The organism is Streptomyces sp. NPDC007875 (assembly GCF_042868035.1).
Taxonomy (GTDB): Bacteria; Actinomycetota; Actinomycetes; order Streptomycetales; family Streptomycetaceae; genus Streptomyces; species Streptomyces antimycoticus.
Genome location: NZ_JBIADZ010000013.1, coordinates 42147 through 58139, shown reverse-complemented (window position 1 = coordinate 58139; position 15993 = coordinate 42147). Strand labels below are relative to the sequence as shown.

The 15993-nt window shown below is 72.1% G+C and carries 12 protein-coding genes; 4 read left to right on the top strand and 8 right to left on the bottom strand.

All coding sequences use genetic code 11. The annotated features are described in order from the left end of the window. Window positions 1–204: 204 nt before the first annotated feature. Window positions 205–1698 (top strand): amino acid permease, encoded by a 1494-nt coding sequence (locus ACFYOY_RS26140; protein WP_351879580.1) that lies wholly within the window; start codon window positions 205–207, stop codon window positions 1696–1698. A gap of 14 nt (window positions 1699–1712) precedes the next feature. Here the strand turns inward: ACFYOY_RS26140 and ACFYOY_RS26135 are convergent, their stop codons facing one another. After that, window positions 1713–2120: an NTP pyrophosphohydrolase gene (locus tag ACFYOY_RS26135; protein WP_351879080.1), complete on the bottom strand. Its 408-nt coding sequence runs from the start codon at window positions 2118–2120 to the stop codon at window positions 1713–1715. 69 nt (window positions 2121–2189) lie between these two features. Here ACFYOY_RS26135 and ACFYOY_RS26130 point away from each other — a divergent pair, with 69 nt between their 5' ends. Further along, the gene (locus ACFYOY_RS26130) at window positions 2190–3236 is read left to right on the top strand and encodes a hypothetical protein (RefSeq protein WP_351879078.1); all 1047 of its coding nucleotides are present in this window, start codon (window positions 2190–2192) and stop codon (window positions 3234–3236) included. 97 nt (window positions 3237–3333) lie between these two features. On the opposite strand, the gene ACFYOY_RS26125 is transcribed toward ACFYOY_RS26130, so the two are convergent. The 5 genes from ACFYOY_RS26125 to ACFYOY_RS26105 all read right to left on the bottom strand — a co-directional run bounded on the left by ACFYOY_RS26125 (window position 3334) and on the right by ACFYOY_RS26105 (window position 10065). Next, window positions 3334–5463, bottom strand: a complete 2130-nt coding sequence (locus ACFYOY_RS26125; RefSeq protein WP_388589943.1) for a 3-hydroxyacyl-CoA dehydrogenase NAD-binding domain-containing protein — start codon at window positions 5461–5463, stop codon at window positions 3334–3336. Continuing rightward, complete coding sequence (locus ACFYOY_RS26120) at window positions 5460–6677, bottom strand: acetyl-CoA C-acyltransferase (protein ID WP_093465335.1); 1218 nt, start codon at window positions 6675–6677, stop codon at window positions 5460–5462. The genes ACFYOY_RS26125 and ACFYOY_RS26120 overlap by 4 nt, the downstream gene beginning before the upstream one ends. Before the next feature lie 168 nt (window positions 6678–6845). Further along, window positions 6846–8123 (bottom strand): ribonuclease D, encoded by a 1278-nt coding sequence (locus ACFYOY_RS26115; protein ID WP_351879072.1) that lies wholly within the window; start codon window positions 8121–8123, stop codon window positions 6846–6848. Between the two features lie 113 nt (window positions 8124–8236). After that, the gene (locus ACFYOY_RS26110) at window positions 8237–8896 is read right to left on the bottom strand and encodes a response regulator transcription factor (protein ID WP_014055528.1); all 660 of its coding nucleotides are present in this window, start codon (window positions 8894–8896) and stop codon (window positions 8237–8239) included. Window positions 8897–9336: 440 nt separating this feature from the next. Further along, window positions 9337–10065, bottom strand: a complete 729-nt coding sequence (locus ACFYOY_RS26105) for a DUF3000 domain-containing protein (protein ID WP_351879069.1) — start codon at window positions 10063–10065, stop codon at window positions 9337–9339. Window positions 10066–10156: 91 nt separating this feature from the next. Between ACFYOY_RS26105 and hemE the strand changes: the two genes are divergently transcribed. Further along, window positions 10157–11263 (top strand): uroporphyrinogen decarboxylase, encoded by a 1107-nt coding sequence (gene hemE, locus ACFYOY_RS26100; protein ID WP_388589938.1) that lies wholly within the window; start codon window positions 10157–10159, stop codon window positions 11261–11263. Window positions 11264–11306: 43 nt separating this feature from the next. Next, window positions 11307–12833: a hypothetical protein gene (locus tag ACFYOY_RS26095; protein WP_351879063.1), complete on the top strand. Its 1527-nt coding sequence runs from the start codon at window positions 11307–11309 to the stop codon at window positions 12831–12833. Window positions 12834–13033: 200 nt separating this feature from the next. Here the strand turns inward: ACFYOY_RS26095 and ACFYOY_RS26090 are convergent, their stop codons facing one another. Both ACFYOY_RS26090 and ACFYOY_RS26085 read right to left on the bottom strand, forming a co-directional pair. Then, a complete protein-coding gene (locus ACFYOY_RS26090) occupies window positions 13034–14431 on the bottom strand; it encodes an FAD-dependent oxidoreductase (protein WP_388589935.1) in 1398 nt (465 codons plus the stop codon). 43 nt (window positions 14432–14474) lie between these two features. Further along, a complete protein-coding gene (locus ACFYOY_RS26085) occupies window positions 14475–15926 on the bottom strand; it encodes an MFS transporter (RefSeq protein ID WP_351879057.1) in 1452 nt (483 codons plus the stop codon). Window positions 15927–15993 lie beyond the last annotated feature (67 nt).

Sequence of the window (15993 nt, the reverse complement as noted above, 5' to 3'; positions counted from 1 at the left end):
GTGCGTCCCCCGGCCCGCCCCCATCGGGTGAATCGGCCGGGGCTTCGGGTGTGCGCACCTCCCTCCCGCCCGGTTGGCAGAACCATGGGCGCCCACGGGGCACGGGCAGGCGTGGAGGTGGCATCGGTGAGCGAGCGGGAACCCGAGGGCCGCTCCGGCGGCGGCACTGGTGGCGATGGCGCCCGTAAGGTCCGGCCGGAGTATCTGCGGACGAAGTCGATCGAACAGTCCATCAAGGACACCGAGGAGCCCGAGCACGCCCTGACCCGGTCGCTGTCCGCCCTGGACCTTACGGTCTTCGGCGTCGGCGTGATCATCGGGACCGGGATCTTCGTCCTCACCGGGGCCGTCGCCAAGGAGCAGGCGGGCCCCGCGACCGCCCTCGCCTTCGTCGTCGCGGGCATCGTCTGTGCCCTGGCCGCGCTCTGCTACGCCGAGTTCGCCTCGACCGTGCCGGTGGCCGGGTCCGCGTACACCTTCTCGTACGCCTCGCTTGGCGAGCTGCCCGCCTGGACCATCGGCTGGGACCTGGTGCTGGAGTTCGCGCTCGGCACCGCCGTGGTCGCGGTCGGCTGGGCCGGCTACATCCGCTCGCTGCTGGCCAACGCCGGCTGGGAGCTGCCCGCCGCCCTGTCCGGGCCCGACGCGGCGCACGGCTTCTCCTTCGACGTGCTCGCCGCCGCGCTGGTGCTGATGATCACCGTGATCCTGGTCCTCGGGATGAAGCTGTCGGCGCGGGTCACCTCCGTGGTGGTCGGGGTGAAGGTGGCCGTGGTGCTGCTGGTCATCATCGCGGGCTCCTTCTTCATCGACCCGGCCAACTACCGTCCCTTCATCCCCGAGGCCAAGGGCACGATCTCGGGCTCGGGACTCACCGCGCCGCTGATCCAGCTGATGTTCGGCTACGAGCCGACGACCTTCGGCGTCGAGGGCATCTTCACCGCCGCCGCCGTGGTCTTCTTCGCCTTCATCGGCTTCGATGTGGTGGCGACCGCGGCGGAGGAGACCAGGAACCCCCAGCGGGACATGCCCCGGGGCATCCTCGGCTCGCTCCTCATCTGCACCGTGCTCTACGTGGCCGTGTCGATCGTGGTCACCGGGATGCAGAAGTACACCCGGCTGACGGTGGACGCCCCGCTCGCCGACGCCTTCAAGGCCACCGGGCACCCCTTCTACGCGGGCGTCATCAGCTTCGGCGCCGCGGTCGGGCTCACCACGGTGTGCATGATCCTGCTGCTCGGCCAGAGCCGGGTGTTCTTCGCGATGAGCCGGGACGGGCTGCTGCCCAGGGTCTTCTCCCGGGTGCATCCGCGCTTCGGCACGCCCTACCGCTCGACGATCCTGCTCGGCACGCTCATCGCCGTCGTCGCCGGGTTCACCAGCATCTCCCAGCTGGCGGCCCTGGTGAACATCGGCACGCTCTTCGCCTTCGTCGTGGTCGCGCTCGGCGTGCTGATCCTCCGCGGCACCCGGCCCGATCTGCCCCGCGCCTTCCGTACGCCCTGGGTGCCGGTGCTGCCGATCGTGTCCGTGGCCGCGTCGCTGTGGCTGATGCTCAATCTGCCCGCCGAGACCTGGCTGCGGTTCGCGGTGTGGATGGCGATCGGCTTCATCGTCTACTTCCTGTACGGGCGCCGCCACAGCCGGGTGACCGAGGTGGGGACGCGTACGGAACAGGGCCCACGCGGAGCCGCCTGACCGGTCCTACCGTCCTAGGACGAGCCGTCAGGGCGGACCGAGCGGGGACCCGTCGTCTGCGCGCCCAGCGCCGTGACCCGCGCCCGCAGCCCCTGGTCCGCCGTCACCACCAGGCAGGGACGGCCCTCGTCACGGGCCGCCACCACCTGCACGATCTGGTCGTCGCCGCTGCCCGGCGCGCTCTCCACCCGTACGCCCTCCACCGGCTCCACACCCCGCGCCGCGCCCTCGACCACCATCACGATGTCCACCGGAGGGCGGGTGGCCCAGCCGGGCACACCCGGGCGGTCGGGGAGCCCGGTCCTGGCGAGGACGGCCAGCCGGTCGCGGAGCCGCTCGGCGGCGCCCCGACGGTCACGCCACCAGCCGTCGGGGACCGAACCGATCACGTTGGCGGCATCGACCACCACAAGTCCATCCATAGTCCAGGCAAATTACTATGGACATCGTTCGATCAGGTGGAACAACTCGGGGAAGGTTGGCGGCGGGCCATGGCGTTGCGGTTGCTCCGCGGCAAGGACGACAGGCTCACGGCCTATGCACTGGTGGCGGGCGGTGTGGCGCGCTGGACGGAAGACCGGCCCGGAGGGCCGGAGTGGACGGGCCCCTGGCTGATCGAGGCCCCCGGCCTGGTCAGCCTGACCGTCGCTCAGAGTGCGGAGGGCTACGCGCATCTGGTGGGGCTTCGGCGCCGCCCGGGCGGCGCCGGCGAGCCGGCGCGCGTCGACACCGTCCACGCCACCCAGTTCCAGACCGGCCGCCCGCTGACGGCGTGGCACTCGCTGGGCACCCCGCATCCGAAGGACCCACGCAAGGCCGAGCGGACCGGCGCGCCCGCCATGGCGGTGGACTCCTCCGGTGCCCTGCGCGTCTTCGTCCGCAACGCCGGGGGCGGGGTGAGCGCGCGGCGGCAGGACCCCAAGGGGACCTGGGAGCGCTGGACCGACTGGAAGGGCACCCATGTGCTGGGCGGCCTTTCGGCGGCCGCGACCGCCGACGGCCGGCTCGAACTGCTCGCACCGGCCGGGAAGGGCGCCGCGCTGCGCTGGTACCAGCCCGAGCCCGGCGCCGCCCCGAAGCGGGGCGAGGACGTCCCCGCCGACGCCCGGCCGGATTCGGCGGCCGTGGTGGAGACCAGCCCCGGCACCCTCACCCACTACTGGCGCGACGCCGACAGCGGCGAGCTCATGGCCTGGCGGCCGGATGCCCCGTCCCCCGCGCCGCTTGGCGGGTCGACGGGCACCGGCCCGGTCGCGGCGGTGCGCGCCGTGGTGGACGGTCACGACTGCACCGTCCTGGCTCACCAGGACGCCGGGCGGCTGGCGGTCGCCGCCCACCCCAGCGAGGACGAGGCGGCGGGGGTGTGGTGGACTCCCTCGGGCGAGCAGGGCGCCCACACCCCGGCGCTGGCGCTGGACGGGCGGGGCCGGGTGGTGCTGGCCGCGCTGGGACTGGACGGACGGCTCCTGGTGGCCCGTCAGAAGACCGACGAGGACGGGCTGGCCCTGACGGCCTGGAACCGCGCGGGAAGCGGCTGAGCGGCCCGCCAGCCCCGCTCAAGGGCCGGATACGGCGCGAGCGCCGGACGGGACCGATTCCTCGGCCCGCCCGGCGCTCGGCCGGACCACTGTCGCGTTACGCCGGGACGCTCGCCACGCCCGGAGCCAGGAACGCCTTCCCGTTCACCCGCTCCGAGACGCCCTCGCGGTCCAGGTACGGCGTGATGCCGCCCAGGTGGAAGGGCCAGCCCGCACCGGTGATCAGACACAGGTCGATGTCCTGCGCCTCGGCGACGATGCCCTCCTCGAGCATCAGGCCGATCTCCTGCGCGACGGCGTCCAGCACCCGGGTGCGCACCTGCTCCTCGGTGAGGACGGTGTCGCCCTGCTGGAGCAGCGCGGCGACCTCCGGGTCCAGCTCCGGCTTGCCGGAATCGTGGACGTAGAAGCCCCGCTTGCCCGCCTCGACCACGCGCCGGAGGTTCTCCGAGACCGTGAAGCGGTCCGGGAACGCGCCGTGCAGCGTCTCGGAGACATGCAGGCCGATCGCCGGGCCGACCAGTTCCAGCAGCACCAGCGGAGACATCGGCAGGCCCAGCGGCTCGATGGCGCGCTCGGCGGTGTCGACCGGGGTGCCCTCGTCGATGACGTTCTGGATCTCGCCCATGAAGCGGGTCAGGATCCGGTTGACCACGAACGCCGGGGCGTCCTTGACCAGGACGGCGGTCTTCTTCAGCTTCTTGGCCACGCCGAAGGCGGTGGCCAGCGCCGCGTCATCGGTCTTCTCACCGCGGACGATCTCCAGCAGCGGCAGGATCGCGACCGGGTTGAAGAAGTGGAAGCCCACGACCCGCTCGGGGTGCTTGAGCTGGGACGCCATCTCGGACACCGATAGCGAGGAGGTGTTGGTGGCGAGGATGGCGTGCTCCGGCACGACCGCCTCGACCTCGGCGAACACCTTCTGCTTGACGCCCATCTCCTCGAAGACGGCCTCGATGACGAAGTCGGCGTCACCGAAGGCGGCGGCCTTGTCCAGCGAACCGGTCACCGCGGCCTTGAGACGATTGGCCTTGTCCCGGTTGATCCGGCCCTTGAGCAGCAGCTTGTCGATCTCGCCGTGGACATAGCCCACGCCCTTGTCGACCCGCTCCTGGTCGATGTCGGTCAGGACGACCGGCACCTCCAGGCGCCGCACGAACAGCAGCGCCAGCTGCGAGGCCATCAGACCCGCGCCCACGACGCCCACCTTGGAGACCGGGCGCGCCAGCGACTTGTCCGGGGCACCGGCCGGGCGCTTGCCGCGCTTCTGCACCAGGTTGAAGGCGTAGATGCCGCTGCGCAGCTCACTGCCCATGATCAGGTCGGCGAGCGCCTTCTCCTCGGCCTCGTAGCCACGGGCCAGGTCGCCGTTGCGCGCGGCGTCGATGATCTCCAGCGCGCGGTAGGCGGCCGGGGCCGCCCCGTGCACCTTGCCGTCGGCGATGGCGCGGCCGCGCACCACGGCCTCGTGCCAGGCGTCGCCGCGGTCGATCTCGGGCCGTACGACCTCGATCTCGCCCTTGAGGACGGAAGCGGTCCAGATCAGCGACTGCTCCAGGAAGTCCGCGCCCTCGAAGATCGCGTCCGCGATCCCGAGGTCATAGACCTGCTCGCCCTTGAGCTGCTTGTTCTGGTTGAGCGAGTTCTCGATGATGACCGAGACCGCGCGGTCGGCGCCGATCAGGTTCGGCAGCAGGGTGCAGCCTCCCCAGCCGGGGACCAGGCCCAGGAACACCTCGGGCAGCGAGAAGGCCGGCAGCGCCGCGGAGACGGTGCGGTAGGCGCAGTGCAGCCCGACCTCGACCCCGCCGCCCATCGCCGCGCCGTTGTAGTACGCGAAGGTGGGCACGGCGAGCGTCGACAGCCGCTTGAAGACGTCATGGCCGCCCTTGCCGATGGCCAGCGCGTCCTCATGGCGCTTCAGCAGCTCCACGCCCTTGAGGTCGGCGCCCACGGCGAAGATGAACGGCTTGCCGGTGATGCCGACACCGGTGATCGTGCCGTCCGCCGCCTCCTTCTCGACCTGGTCGATCGCCGTGTTGAGGTTGGCGAGCGAGGCCGGGCCGAAGGTGGTGGGCTTGGTGTGGTCCAGGCCGTTGTCCAGCGTGATGAGCGCGAAGCGGCCCGCGCCCAGGGGGAGATCGAGGTGGCGGACGTGCGCCTGCGTCACGACCTCGCCCGGGAACAGCTCTGCCGCCCCCTTGAGAAGCTCTGCGGTGTTGGTCACTTGTTCCCCTCGAAGTGCGGGTTCTCCCAGATCACGGTGCCACCCATGCCGAAGCCGATGCACATCGTGGTGATGCCGTAGCGGACCTCCGGCTGCTCCTCGAACTGCCGCGCCAGCTGCGTCATCAGCCGGACGCCGGAGGAGGCCAGCGGATGGCCGAAGGCGATGGCGCCGCCGTACTGGTTGACGCGCTCATCGTCGTCCGCGATGCCGTAGTGGTCCAGGAACGACAGGACCTGGACGGCGAACGCCTCGTTGATCTCGAACAGGCCGATGTCCTCGATCGACAGACCGGCCTTGGCGAGCGCCTTCTTGGTCGCCGGGACCGGGCCGTAGCCCATCACCTCGGGCTCGACGCCCGCGAAGGCGAAGGAGACCAGGCGCATCCGCACCGGCAGGCCCAGCTCCCGGGCGAAGTCCTCGGAGGCGACCAGCGAGGCGGTGGCGCCGTCGTTGAGCCCCGCGGAGTTACCGGCCGTGATCCGGCCGTGCGGGCGGAACGGGGTCTTCAGCGAGGCCAGGCCCTCCAGCGTGGTGCCCGGGCGCATCGGCTCGTCCGCGGTCGCCAGGCCCCAGCCCAGCTCGCCGCCCTCGGGGGAGGTACGGCGCACCGAGACCGGCACCAGGTCCTGCTGGATCTTGCCGTTGGCGTACGCCTTGGCGGCCTTCTCCTGGCTGCGCACCGCGAACTCGTCGGCGCGCGCCTTGGTGATGTGCGGCAGCCGGTCGTGGAGGTTCTCCGCCGTCATGCCCATGAACAGGGCCGACTCGTCGACCAGCTTCTCCGAGACGAAACGGGGGTTGGGGTCGACCGCCTCGCCCATGGGGTGGCGGCCCATGTGCTCGACGCCGCCCGCGATGACGGCGTCATAGGCGCCGAAGGCGATGGATCCCGCAGTGGTCGTCACGGCCGTCATCGCACCGGCACACATCCGGTCGATGGCGTAGCCGGGGACCGACTGGGGCAGCCCGGCCAGGATGCCCGCGGTGCGGCCGATGGTCAGGCCCTGGTCGCCGATCTGCGTCGTCGCGGCGATGGCCACCTCGTCGATGCGCTCCGGCGGCAGATCCGGGTTGCGGCGCAGCAGCTCCCGGATGCACTTGACGACCATGTCGTCGGCGCGGGTCTCATGGTAGATGCCCTTCGGGCCCGCCTTGCCGAATGGGGTCCGGACGCCGTCGACGAAGACGACGTCCCTAGCGGTACGAGGCACGTTGGCTCTCCTCCAGGTGCGGGATGGCACTGCTGCGGGCACGCCCGGGGCGCGCCTCACAGCCTCATGCTACTTATGAGTAACCAAGCTGCCCAGTCCTCACGACCGGAGGGTTGAAGGTCACAGCGGCGGGCCGGCGGCAACCGCCGCCGGTCCACGCGCGTCACATCAGGCCGGGGTCGCCAGCAAGGCGGCCGTGAGCACCGGGGTCACCTGGTCGATCTGCCAGGGACGGGCGCCGTGACCTGCGAGAACGGAAGCGACCGCGTCCGTCGTCGGCTCGGCGGGCGGCTCCCAGCACAGCCGCCGGACGGTGTCCGGGGCGATCAGGTTCTCCTGCGGCAGATTCAGCCCTTCGGCCAGCTGGGTGACGGCCGCACGCGCCGCGGAGAGCCGCGCCGCCGCGGCCGGGTCCTTGTCGGCCCACGCCCGCGGCGGGGGCGGACCGGCCACCGGCTGGCCCGGCTGGGGGAGGTCGGCCTCGGGCAGCTCTCGCGCCCGGTCCACCGCGGCCTGCCACTGCTCCAGCTGGCGCCGGTTCATCCGGTGGCCGAAACCGCTCAGCGCGGCCAGCGCCCGCACGTTCGCGGGCAGGGCCAGCGCGGCCTCGACGATGGCCGCGTCGCCCAGCACCTTGCCCGGCGAGACATCGCGGCGCTGGGCGATCCGGTCCCGGGCCGTCCACAGCTCGCGCACCACGGCCATCTGCCGGCGCCGCCGGACCTTGTGCATCCCCGACGTCCGCCGCCAGGGGTCCTTGCGCGGCGGGGCGGGCGGGGCCGCGGCGATGGCCGCGAACTCCTGATGCGCCCACTCCAGCTTGCTCTGCCGCTCCAGCTCCTCCTCCAGCGCGTCGCGGAGGTCGACCAACAGCTCGACATCGAGCGCGGCGTAGTGCAGCCAGGGGTCGGGCAGTGGGCGGGTGGACCAGTCGACGGCGGAGTGCCCCTTCTCCAGGGCGTATCCGAGGATGTTCTCGACCATGGCGCCGAGTCCCACCCGGGCGAATCCGGCCAGCCGGCCCGCGAGTTCGGTGTCGAAGATCCGGGTGGGGATCATGCCTATGTCACGCAGGCAGGGCAGATCCTGGGTCGCCGCGTGCAGGACCCATTCGGCGTCGGCGATCGCGGCGCCCAGACCGGAGAGGTCGGGGCAGCCGACGGGGTCGATCAGTGCGGTCCCCGCTCCGGCCCGGCGCAGCTGGACCAGATAGGCCCGCTGTCCGTAGCGGTAGCCGGAGGCGCGCTCGGCGTCGACGGCCACCGGGCCGTGCCCCGCGGCGAAGGTCGCGATGACCTCGGCGAGCGCGTCCGCGTCCGCGGTGACGGGCGGGATGCCCTCGCGCGGCTCCAGCAAGGGGACCGGCGCCGGGGGGAGGTCGTCCGGAGGAGCGCCCCCGGTGGTTCGCAGTGTCGTCTCTGCTGCGGTCTCTTGGGCGTCGGTCACCTGTCAAGGGTAGCTGTGTGCGGCGAGTACGCAGGGCGCCCGTCGACGGAACGTTCCGTCGACGGGCGCGGGGGTGGTGGGGAGAGGCGCGGCGGCCGGGCGGGAGATACGGCTCAGTGGATGATCCCGGTGCGCAGTGCGACCGCGACCATGCCGGCCCGGTCCCCGGTGCCCAGCTTGCGGGCGATCCGGGCGAGGTGACTCTTGACGGTCAGGGCGGACAGGCCCATCGAGACGCCGATGGCCTTGTTGGACTGGCCCTCCGCAACCAGCCTCAGCACCTCGACCTCGCGGCCCGACAGCTCTCGGTAGCCGCCGGGGTGGCCGGGGGCGCCCGGCGGGCGGCGGTGCATCCGGGCGGCGGCGCCGAGCGGGGCGGTGCCGGGACGGCCCGGGATGCCGAGGTTGGTGCGGGTGCCGGTGACGACATAGCCCTTGACGCCGCCGGCCAGCGCGTTCCTTACGGCGCCGATGTCATCGGCGGCGGACAGGGCCAGCCCATTGGGCCAGCCCGCGGCGCGGGTCTCGGAGAGCAGGGTGAGGCCGGAGCCGTCGGGAAGGTGGACATCGGCGACGCAGATGTCGCGCGGATTGCCGATGCGGGGACGGGCCTCGGCGATGGACGACGCCTCGATGACGTCGCGCACCCCGAGGGCCCAGAGATGGCGAGTGACGGTGGAACGTACGCGGGGGTCGGCGACGACGACCATGGCCGTCGGCTTGTTCGGGCGGTAGGCGACCAGGCTGGACGGTTGCTCGAGGAGAACAGACACCAGGCCTCCTGGGGAGTTGTGGGACGGGTCACCACGTCCTTCGGCACCGATACGGCCTGGCTTTAGGGAATGATCACGATTTGGTGAGTAACAATTCGGGCAATTAGGACGACTGATCGATCACGGCTGCACTTTTTTGAGGCTCGGTTCGCCTCCGGGGCGCTTCAGTCGCTGTCGACGGTCGACGTGCTCGGTCGCTCGTTCCTCGCTCCCTGCGCGCGTCTCCCTTTCGGCAGCGACGCGCCCCTTCGGCTCACTCGCCGGTAAGCCCAAGCACCCGTATGCGCTGGGGTGCCTTCGGCTTACTCGGTTGCCGCCGGCTTACTCGGTTGCCGCGCGGCGGTGGCCCGGGCCGGAAGACCCGAGCCCCCTTGTGCGCTGCGGCGGCCTTGGGCTTGGGCGGTTGCCGCACCCGTCGGCAAGACCAAGCATCCGGAAGGTCAGCGAGCCTGGGGGCCCCGCCGTTGGGGCAGTGACACGACCCCCGCCTCCGCCGCCCCCACCGGGGGCAGGCCCGCGATCTGGCACAGGAGGTCGCACCAGGCGGCCAGATGTCCCGCGGTGTCCGGCACGCCCAGTGGTTCGCCTGCGCCCTCTTCCGCGGGCTCCGGGCGCCGTGGGCCGGGGCGGGCCGGTTCGGGGGCCGGGTGGGCGGCCGGGGTCCACGAGGCGCGGATCTCGATCCGGGTCGACGGCTCCCGTTCGCCCATCGCGCCGAAGTAGTGCGAGCTCGCCCGGGTGACCGTGCCGCTGGGCTCCCCGTAGGGCAGACCGCGGGCCTCCAGCGCGCCGGTGAGCCAGGACCAGCACACCTCCGGCAGCAGGGGATCCGCCGCGATCTCCGGCTCCAGGTCCGCGTGGACCAGGGTGACCAGGCGGAAGGTGCCGCGCCAGGCGTCGTGTCCGGCCGGGTCGTGCAGCAGGATCAGCCGCCCCTCGGCCAGCTCCTCGTCGTCCGACGCGTCGGTGACCACCGCCTCCAGCGCGTACGAGTAGGGTGCGAGCCGACGCGGGGGTGGGGTCGGATCGAGCTCCACCTCGGGCCGTATCCGCACACCGCACAGCGCGGCGACGGCATGCCGGAAGGCGGGAGGGGTGTCCTCGCCGCCTGCTTCCGCGCCGTCAGGGCCGTCAGCACCGTTCGAGAGGTGTCCTTGAACCGCTGCCATGCCCGGAAGACTAGGCGCAGTGAGGGTCCTAACCGGGGAGGAACACCCGGGTTGGCGGGTCACTCGTTCGGCCCGTGCGAAGATTTGGGGCATGAGCGCCAATGAGCGGCCCTCGGGCCAGCAGCAGACCGGCCGCGCCGCGGCTCTTGCCACAGCCGATTCGGCCTTTCTGCGGGCCTGCCGTCGGGAGCCGGTGCCTCATACGCCGGTGTGGTTCATGCGGCAGGCGGGGCGCTCGCTTCCGGAGTACCGCAAGCTGCGTGAGGGCACCGCGATGCTCGAGTCCTGCATGCGGCCCGACCTGATCACCGAGATCACCCTGCAGCCGGTGCGCCGGCACCGGGTGGACGCGGCCATCTACTTCAGCGACATCGTCGTGCCGCTCAAGGCCATCGGTATCGACCTCGACATCAAGCCCGGGGTCGGGCCCGTCGTCGAGCGGCCGATCCGTACCCGCGCCGATCTGGAGCGGCTGCGTCCGCTCGATCCGGACGATGTGAAGTACGTCACCGAGGCCGTCGGGGCGCTCGTCGGCGAGCTCGGCGCGACCCCGCTCATCGGCTTCGCGGGCGCCCCCTTCACGCTCGCCAGCTATCTGGTCGAGGGCGGCCCCTCGCGTAACCACGAGCACACCAAGGCGCTCATGTACGGCGACCCGGCGCTGTGGGCCGCGCTGCTCGACCGGCTCGCCGACATCACCGTCGCCTTCCTCAAGGTCCAGATCGAGGCGGGCGCCTCGGCCGTCCAGCTCTTCGACTCCTGGGCGGGCGCCCTCGCCCCCGCCGACTACCGCCGCAGCGTGCTGCCCGCCTCCAGGAAGGTCTTCGACGCGGTCGCCGGATACGGAGTGCCGCGCATCCACTTCGGCGTGGGCACGGGCGAGTTGCTCGGGCTGCTCGGCGAGGCGGGCGCGGACGTCGTGGGCGTCGACTGGCGGGTGCCGTTGAACGAGGCCGCCCGGCGGGTCGGCCCCGGCAAGGCGCTCCAGGGCAATCTCGACCCCGCCGTGCTCTTCGCCCCGCGTACGGCCGTCGAGGCCAAGGCGGAGGAAGTGCTGGAGGCGGCCCAGGGGCTGGAGGGGCATATCTTCAACCTCGGCCACGGCGTGCTGCCCAGCACCGACCCGGACGCACTGACCCGTCTCGTGGAGTATGTGCACACAAGGAGCGCATCGCGCGCACCTTCTGTGAAGGTCTGAACCAAGCGGGAACCCGCGTGCCTCCCGTGGCGTCGTGAGGGGCATGACCGACATGCCCGCCGCCGCGCTGTCAGATTCGCCAGAGTGTGTCCATTTCGTCGACGACTGGGACGGCATCCTCCACGAGACCTATGGCGGCGACGCGGACCGGGCGGTCCTGGATTGTGCCAGGCGGCTGGCGGCCGATCCCGCGGGCGAGGAGGCGTACGCCTGGACGCTCGGGCTGGTCATGATGGCCGCGTACATCGGCCGGTTCTCCCGTAAGGACGTCGCAGCGGCGGCCCTGGACGCACTCCACGCCACCGACCGGCGGCTGCGTGACCTGCCCTGCGCCCACCGGACGCATCCTTACGAGAGCGATCTGGACGACCGGATCGACCACTTCGTGGACGATCTGCCGCTGCTCACCAACGGGTTGACCGAGGACGAGGACACCGACTGGGAGGACGACGCGAGCAAGGAGCAGTGGCTGTGCCCGCGCGACATAGCCGGGTACGCGCGAGTCGCCGTGGACATCATCGCCCCCGGCAGCGTGGGCGGCATCCCGCCCCGGCTCCCGGCCCGCGACGCGCGCCGCGCCGAGGATCTGCGCTCGATCGTCTGGGACTACCCGAGCGCGGCCGTCGACCCCGGTCAGGAGCTGTCCGCCTACGCCAGGAACCTGGTCGCCAACCCCCTGGGCTATCACCGCGCCGGGCTCGTCGTCGTCCTGCACGCCGCCTGCTGGTACGCCGCCAGCGGCCGGATCCGCGACCGGTGGGTCCTGGACACCATGGTGGACGCCCTGGAGGCGGTGCTGCCCGGCCTCGGCGACGCGTCCTGCGCGCACGGCGAGGGCGACCACCCCGAGGTCGGCCGGGACACCGCGGAGCAGGCCACCGTGGGCATCCATCTGCTCAGCCCCGGCGGCCGGGGTGTCTACCGCCACTGGCACCGGGAGGAGCTGGAGACGGCACCGCTGGAGGCGTGGCTGTGCCCGGCCTTCCTCGCCGCGATCGCCCGCGAGGCACTGGACCATCTGCGGACCGGCCGGGAGCGGCTGTTCGGCCTCCGGGGCACCGCCCATCTGGACGAGGTGCTCGTACGTCCAGATGGACGGCTTGACGTCGAACGGCTCACCCACGCCGTGCGCTTCCGCTGCCGGGACGGACAGGCCGCGGAGGACGCCGGGCTGTGGGCGGCGCGGCGGTTCGCGGCGGGCCCGGCCGATCCGCGCGAGCGGCTGGTGCTGCTGCTGGTCGCCTGCTGGTCGGTGACCTCGGGTGAGGAGCCCCCGCCCGAGGCCGTCCACCGGGATCTGCGGGCGATCCTCGGCGCGGTGCGGACCGCCCCGGCGGCCGAGCCCTGCCCGCATGGGGACGCGCACCCCTGGGACGTGCTGACCGAACTGGTCGGCCGCCGTCACTTCGGCTTCCACGAGGACCCTTACGGCGCCCATCTCAACCATCTGTACGCGCCCCGGGAGTACGACACGCCCGAGCGGCCCCTCGACCCCGAGGCGTGGAGCTGCCCCCGCCATGTGGCCCAGCGGGTGCGGCTCGCGCTTCGGGTCATCGACGGCGCGGGCTGATCGGCGAAGCGGGGGCGCGGTGCGCCGGTGACTCGCTGCCGGGTCTGGTGCGGGTGGGGTGGCGCGCCTGCGGCGGGCTTTCCCCTACCCGCCCCTTCCCACAACCGGGGCTCCGCCCCGGACCCCGCTCCTCAAGCGCCGGAGGGGCTGGTTTTCGCGCGAGGGGCTGGTTTCAGGTCCGGTGTCCCGAGCCTCGCTCCTCAAGCGCCGGACGGGCTGGTTTTCACGGTGCCCGCCGCCTTGCGCGCCGCCACCAGTACCGGGTCCCACACCGGGGAGAACGGCGGGGCGTAGCCCAGGTCCAGTGCCGTCATCTGCTCCACCGTCATCCGGGCGGTCAGTGCGACCGCCGCGATGTCGACCCGCTTGCCCGCGCCCTCGCGGCCGACGATCTGGGTGCCGAGCAGCCGTCCCGTGCGCTGCTCGGCGAGCATCTTCACCGTCATCGGCCGGCTTTCCGGGTAGTACCCGGCCCGGCTCGTCGACTCGATCGTGACCGCCTCGAACTTCAGCCCCACGGCGGCCGCTTCGGCCTCCAGCAGCCCGGTGCGGGCGATCTCCAGATCGCAGACCTTGCTGACCGCCGTGCCGACGACACCGGGGAAGGTCGCGTAGTCGCCGCCCACATTGGCGCCGATGACCTGCCCGTGCTTATTGGCGTGGGTGCCCAGCGGAATGTGCCGGGTGCGGCCGGACACCAGGTCGAGCACCTCGACACAGTCGCCGCCCGCCCAGATGTTGTCGTGACCGCGCACCCGCATGGCCAGGTCGGTCAGCAGCCCGCCGTAGGGGCCCACCGGCAGCCCCGCCTCCTGGGCGAGCGTGGTCTCGGGGGCCACTCCGAGGCCCAGGACCACGAGGTCGGCGGGGTATTCGCTGACCTTGGTGGCCACGGCCCGCACCCGGCCGTCCTCGCCGGTGATCACCTCGGTGACCTCCGCGCCGGTCACGGTGTCGATGCCGAGCCCCGACATCGCGTCGCGCACCAGCCGCCCCATGTCCGGGTCGAGCGTGGACATGGGCTGCTCACCGCGCTCCAGGACGGTGACCTGGCAGCCGCGCTGGATGAGCGCCTCGGCCATCTCCACCCCGATGTATCCGGCGCCGATCACGACCGCGCGCTCGACCCGGGTGGACTCCAGGGTCTCCAGCAGCGCCCGCCCGTGGTCCAGGGTCTGCACCCCGTGGACGCCGGGGGCGTCGATCCCGGGCATGTCGGGGCGGCGCGGCCGGGCGCCGGTCGCGATGACCAGGTCGTCGAAGCCGTGCCAGCGCTCGTCGCCCTTACCGTGCGGGCCGACGTCCCGCGCCAGGACCCGCTGCCCGGCCAGGTCGATCTCGACGACCTCGGTGTGCGTCCGTACGTCGATCCCGCGGCCCTGGTGGGTCTCGGGCGTACGGGCGACCAGCGCGTCGGGGCCGTCCACCACCCCGCCGACCCAGTAGGGGATGCCACAGGCCGAGTACGAGGTGAACTGGCCGCGCTCGAAGGCGAGGATCTCCAGCTCGCTCCGGCTCTTGAGCCTGCGCGCCCGCGACGCGGCGGACATGCCCGCCGCGTCGCCCCCGATGACCACCATGCGTCGTGCCGCCGCCATGTATGCCCCTCCGCCACTGGATGTCCGGCTTTAGGGGACCAACCTATGCGCGCGAGGTGTTCTCCCGGATCAGTACATACAGCCCCGCGCTGGCGAGCATGAGCGCGCCGTCGATATAGACCGCGTGCGTCCAGCTGCCGTAGTGGTCGAAGAGGGTGCCGCTGAGGGCCGGGCTGACCACCGCGCCGATCTCCCCGACCAGGTTGAACAGGCCGAAGGCCGCGCCGCGTTCGGCCGCGTCGACCACATCGTTGAGCAGCGCGTGCGCCATCGGCTGGAGCGCGTTGAAGAACAGGCTGGTCACGAAGAGCAGGATGGACATCACCCAGAGGGAGGGCTTCTCATTGGTCTGCAGATAGGCGGCGAACACCAGCACCAGCACGCCCTGGACCACGGTGAACGCGATCAGCAGCGGTCGCCGCCCCCATCCCCGGGCCTTCGCCCGGTCCGAGAGCCTACCCCCGGCCGGGAAGCCGAGGATGCCCGCGCCCGCGTTGAAGGTGGCCACCAGCGCGGCGTTCTGGAACGAGCTGTGGGCGGCGTCCGCCACGATCGACACCGACCAGAAGCTGAAGAACCACAGATTCCACATGACCGCGATGAAGGCGAAGCTGAGCAGCAGCACATTGCGGTTCCGGGAGACCGAGCCCAGTTTGCTGCTCCGCCGGGCGAAGATCGCCCCGATGAGCAGGAACGCCAGCACGCACTCCAGGACGGCCACGCCCCAGCTCGGCAACCCCGCCCCGTCGGCGATCAGATAGACCGCCATGACCGCGGCGCACAGCACCGCGGAGATCCCCAGCAGCCGCAGGGTGGAGCCGGTGGCCTTGAGCGGACCGCCGATGCGGCGCATATAGACCGCCGTGACCCAGCCGAACGCCAGCGTCGCACCGCCCAGCACCAGGAACGGCATCCGCCAGGCGTCCTCCTCGCCGAGCACCTCCCCGCCCCAGTCGATCAGATACGGCGCGCTGATGGTCGCGACCGTCAGCCCGATGGCCAGCCCGGTGATCGCGACGCCCATGCCCAGACCGGCCTTGGCGGGCGGGGTGCGCTGGGCGATCAGCGAGCGGTCGTTGGAGTAGAAGACGCCCTCGCCGAGGCCGGTCAGCACCCGCAGCACGACGAAGGCGATCAGCCCGGTCATCAGGCCGCTGGCGAGGGTCGCGACGCCCGCCCACAGCAGCGAGACCGCGAGCATGGTGCGATGCCCGAAGCGGTCGCCGAGATAACCGCCGGGGAACTGGGTCAGCATGTAGCCCGCGAAGAAGAGGCTGCCGATCAGGCCGCCGAGCGCGTGCGGATGGCTGGCGGAGCCCAGCATGGCGTGGTCGTGCTCGATCAGCCAGGTGACGACCGGGCCGGTGATCGTGCGGTCGGCGTACGAGAAGAGCCAGCCGCCCAGCAGCATGGCCCACAGGGTGTGGTACGGCTGCCAGCCGCCCCGGGGCGCCTCCCGCCCCTGCGCGGTGGGCTCTGCGGTCACTTCGGGCATGTCTCCATGTCCCCCTTCGGGCCTGGGCGGTTCAGGCTCGGCAGCTCGGTATGTGCCACACAGAATG

Excerpts from the sequence above, each read along its gene's own strand:
- ACFYOY_RS26135 (WP_351879080.1), bottom strand. The coding sequence starts at position 2,120 with ATGGATGGACTTGTGGTGGTCGATGCCGCCAACGTGATCGGTTCGGTC.
- ACFYOY_RS26130 (WP_351879078.1), top strand. The coding sequence starts at position 2,190 with ATGGCGTTGCGGTTGCTCCGCGGCAAGGACGACAGGCTCACGGCCTAT.
- ACFYOY_RS26105 (WP_351879069.1), bottom strand. The coding sequence starts at position 10,065 with ATGGCAGCGGTTCAAGGACACCTCTCGAACGGTGCTGACGGCCCTGAC.
- hemE (WP_388589938.1), top strand. The coding sequence starts at position 10,157 with ATGAGCGCCAATGAGCGGCCCTCGGGCCAGCAGCAGACCGGCCGCGCC.
- ACFYOY_RS26095 (WP_351879063.1), top strand. The coding sequence starts at position 11,307 with ATGACCGACATGCCCGCCGCCGCGCTGTCAGATTCGCCAGAGTGTGTC.
- ACFYOY_RS26090 (WP_388589935.1), bottom strand. The coding sequence starts at position 14,431 with ATGGCGGCGGCACGACGCATGGTGGTCATCGGGGGCGACGCGGCGGGC.
- ACFYOY_RS26085 (WP_351879057.1), bottom strand. The coding sequence starts at position 15,926 with ATGCCCGAAGTGACCGCAGAGCCCACCGCGCAGGGGCGGGAGGCGCCC.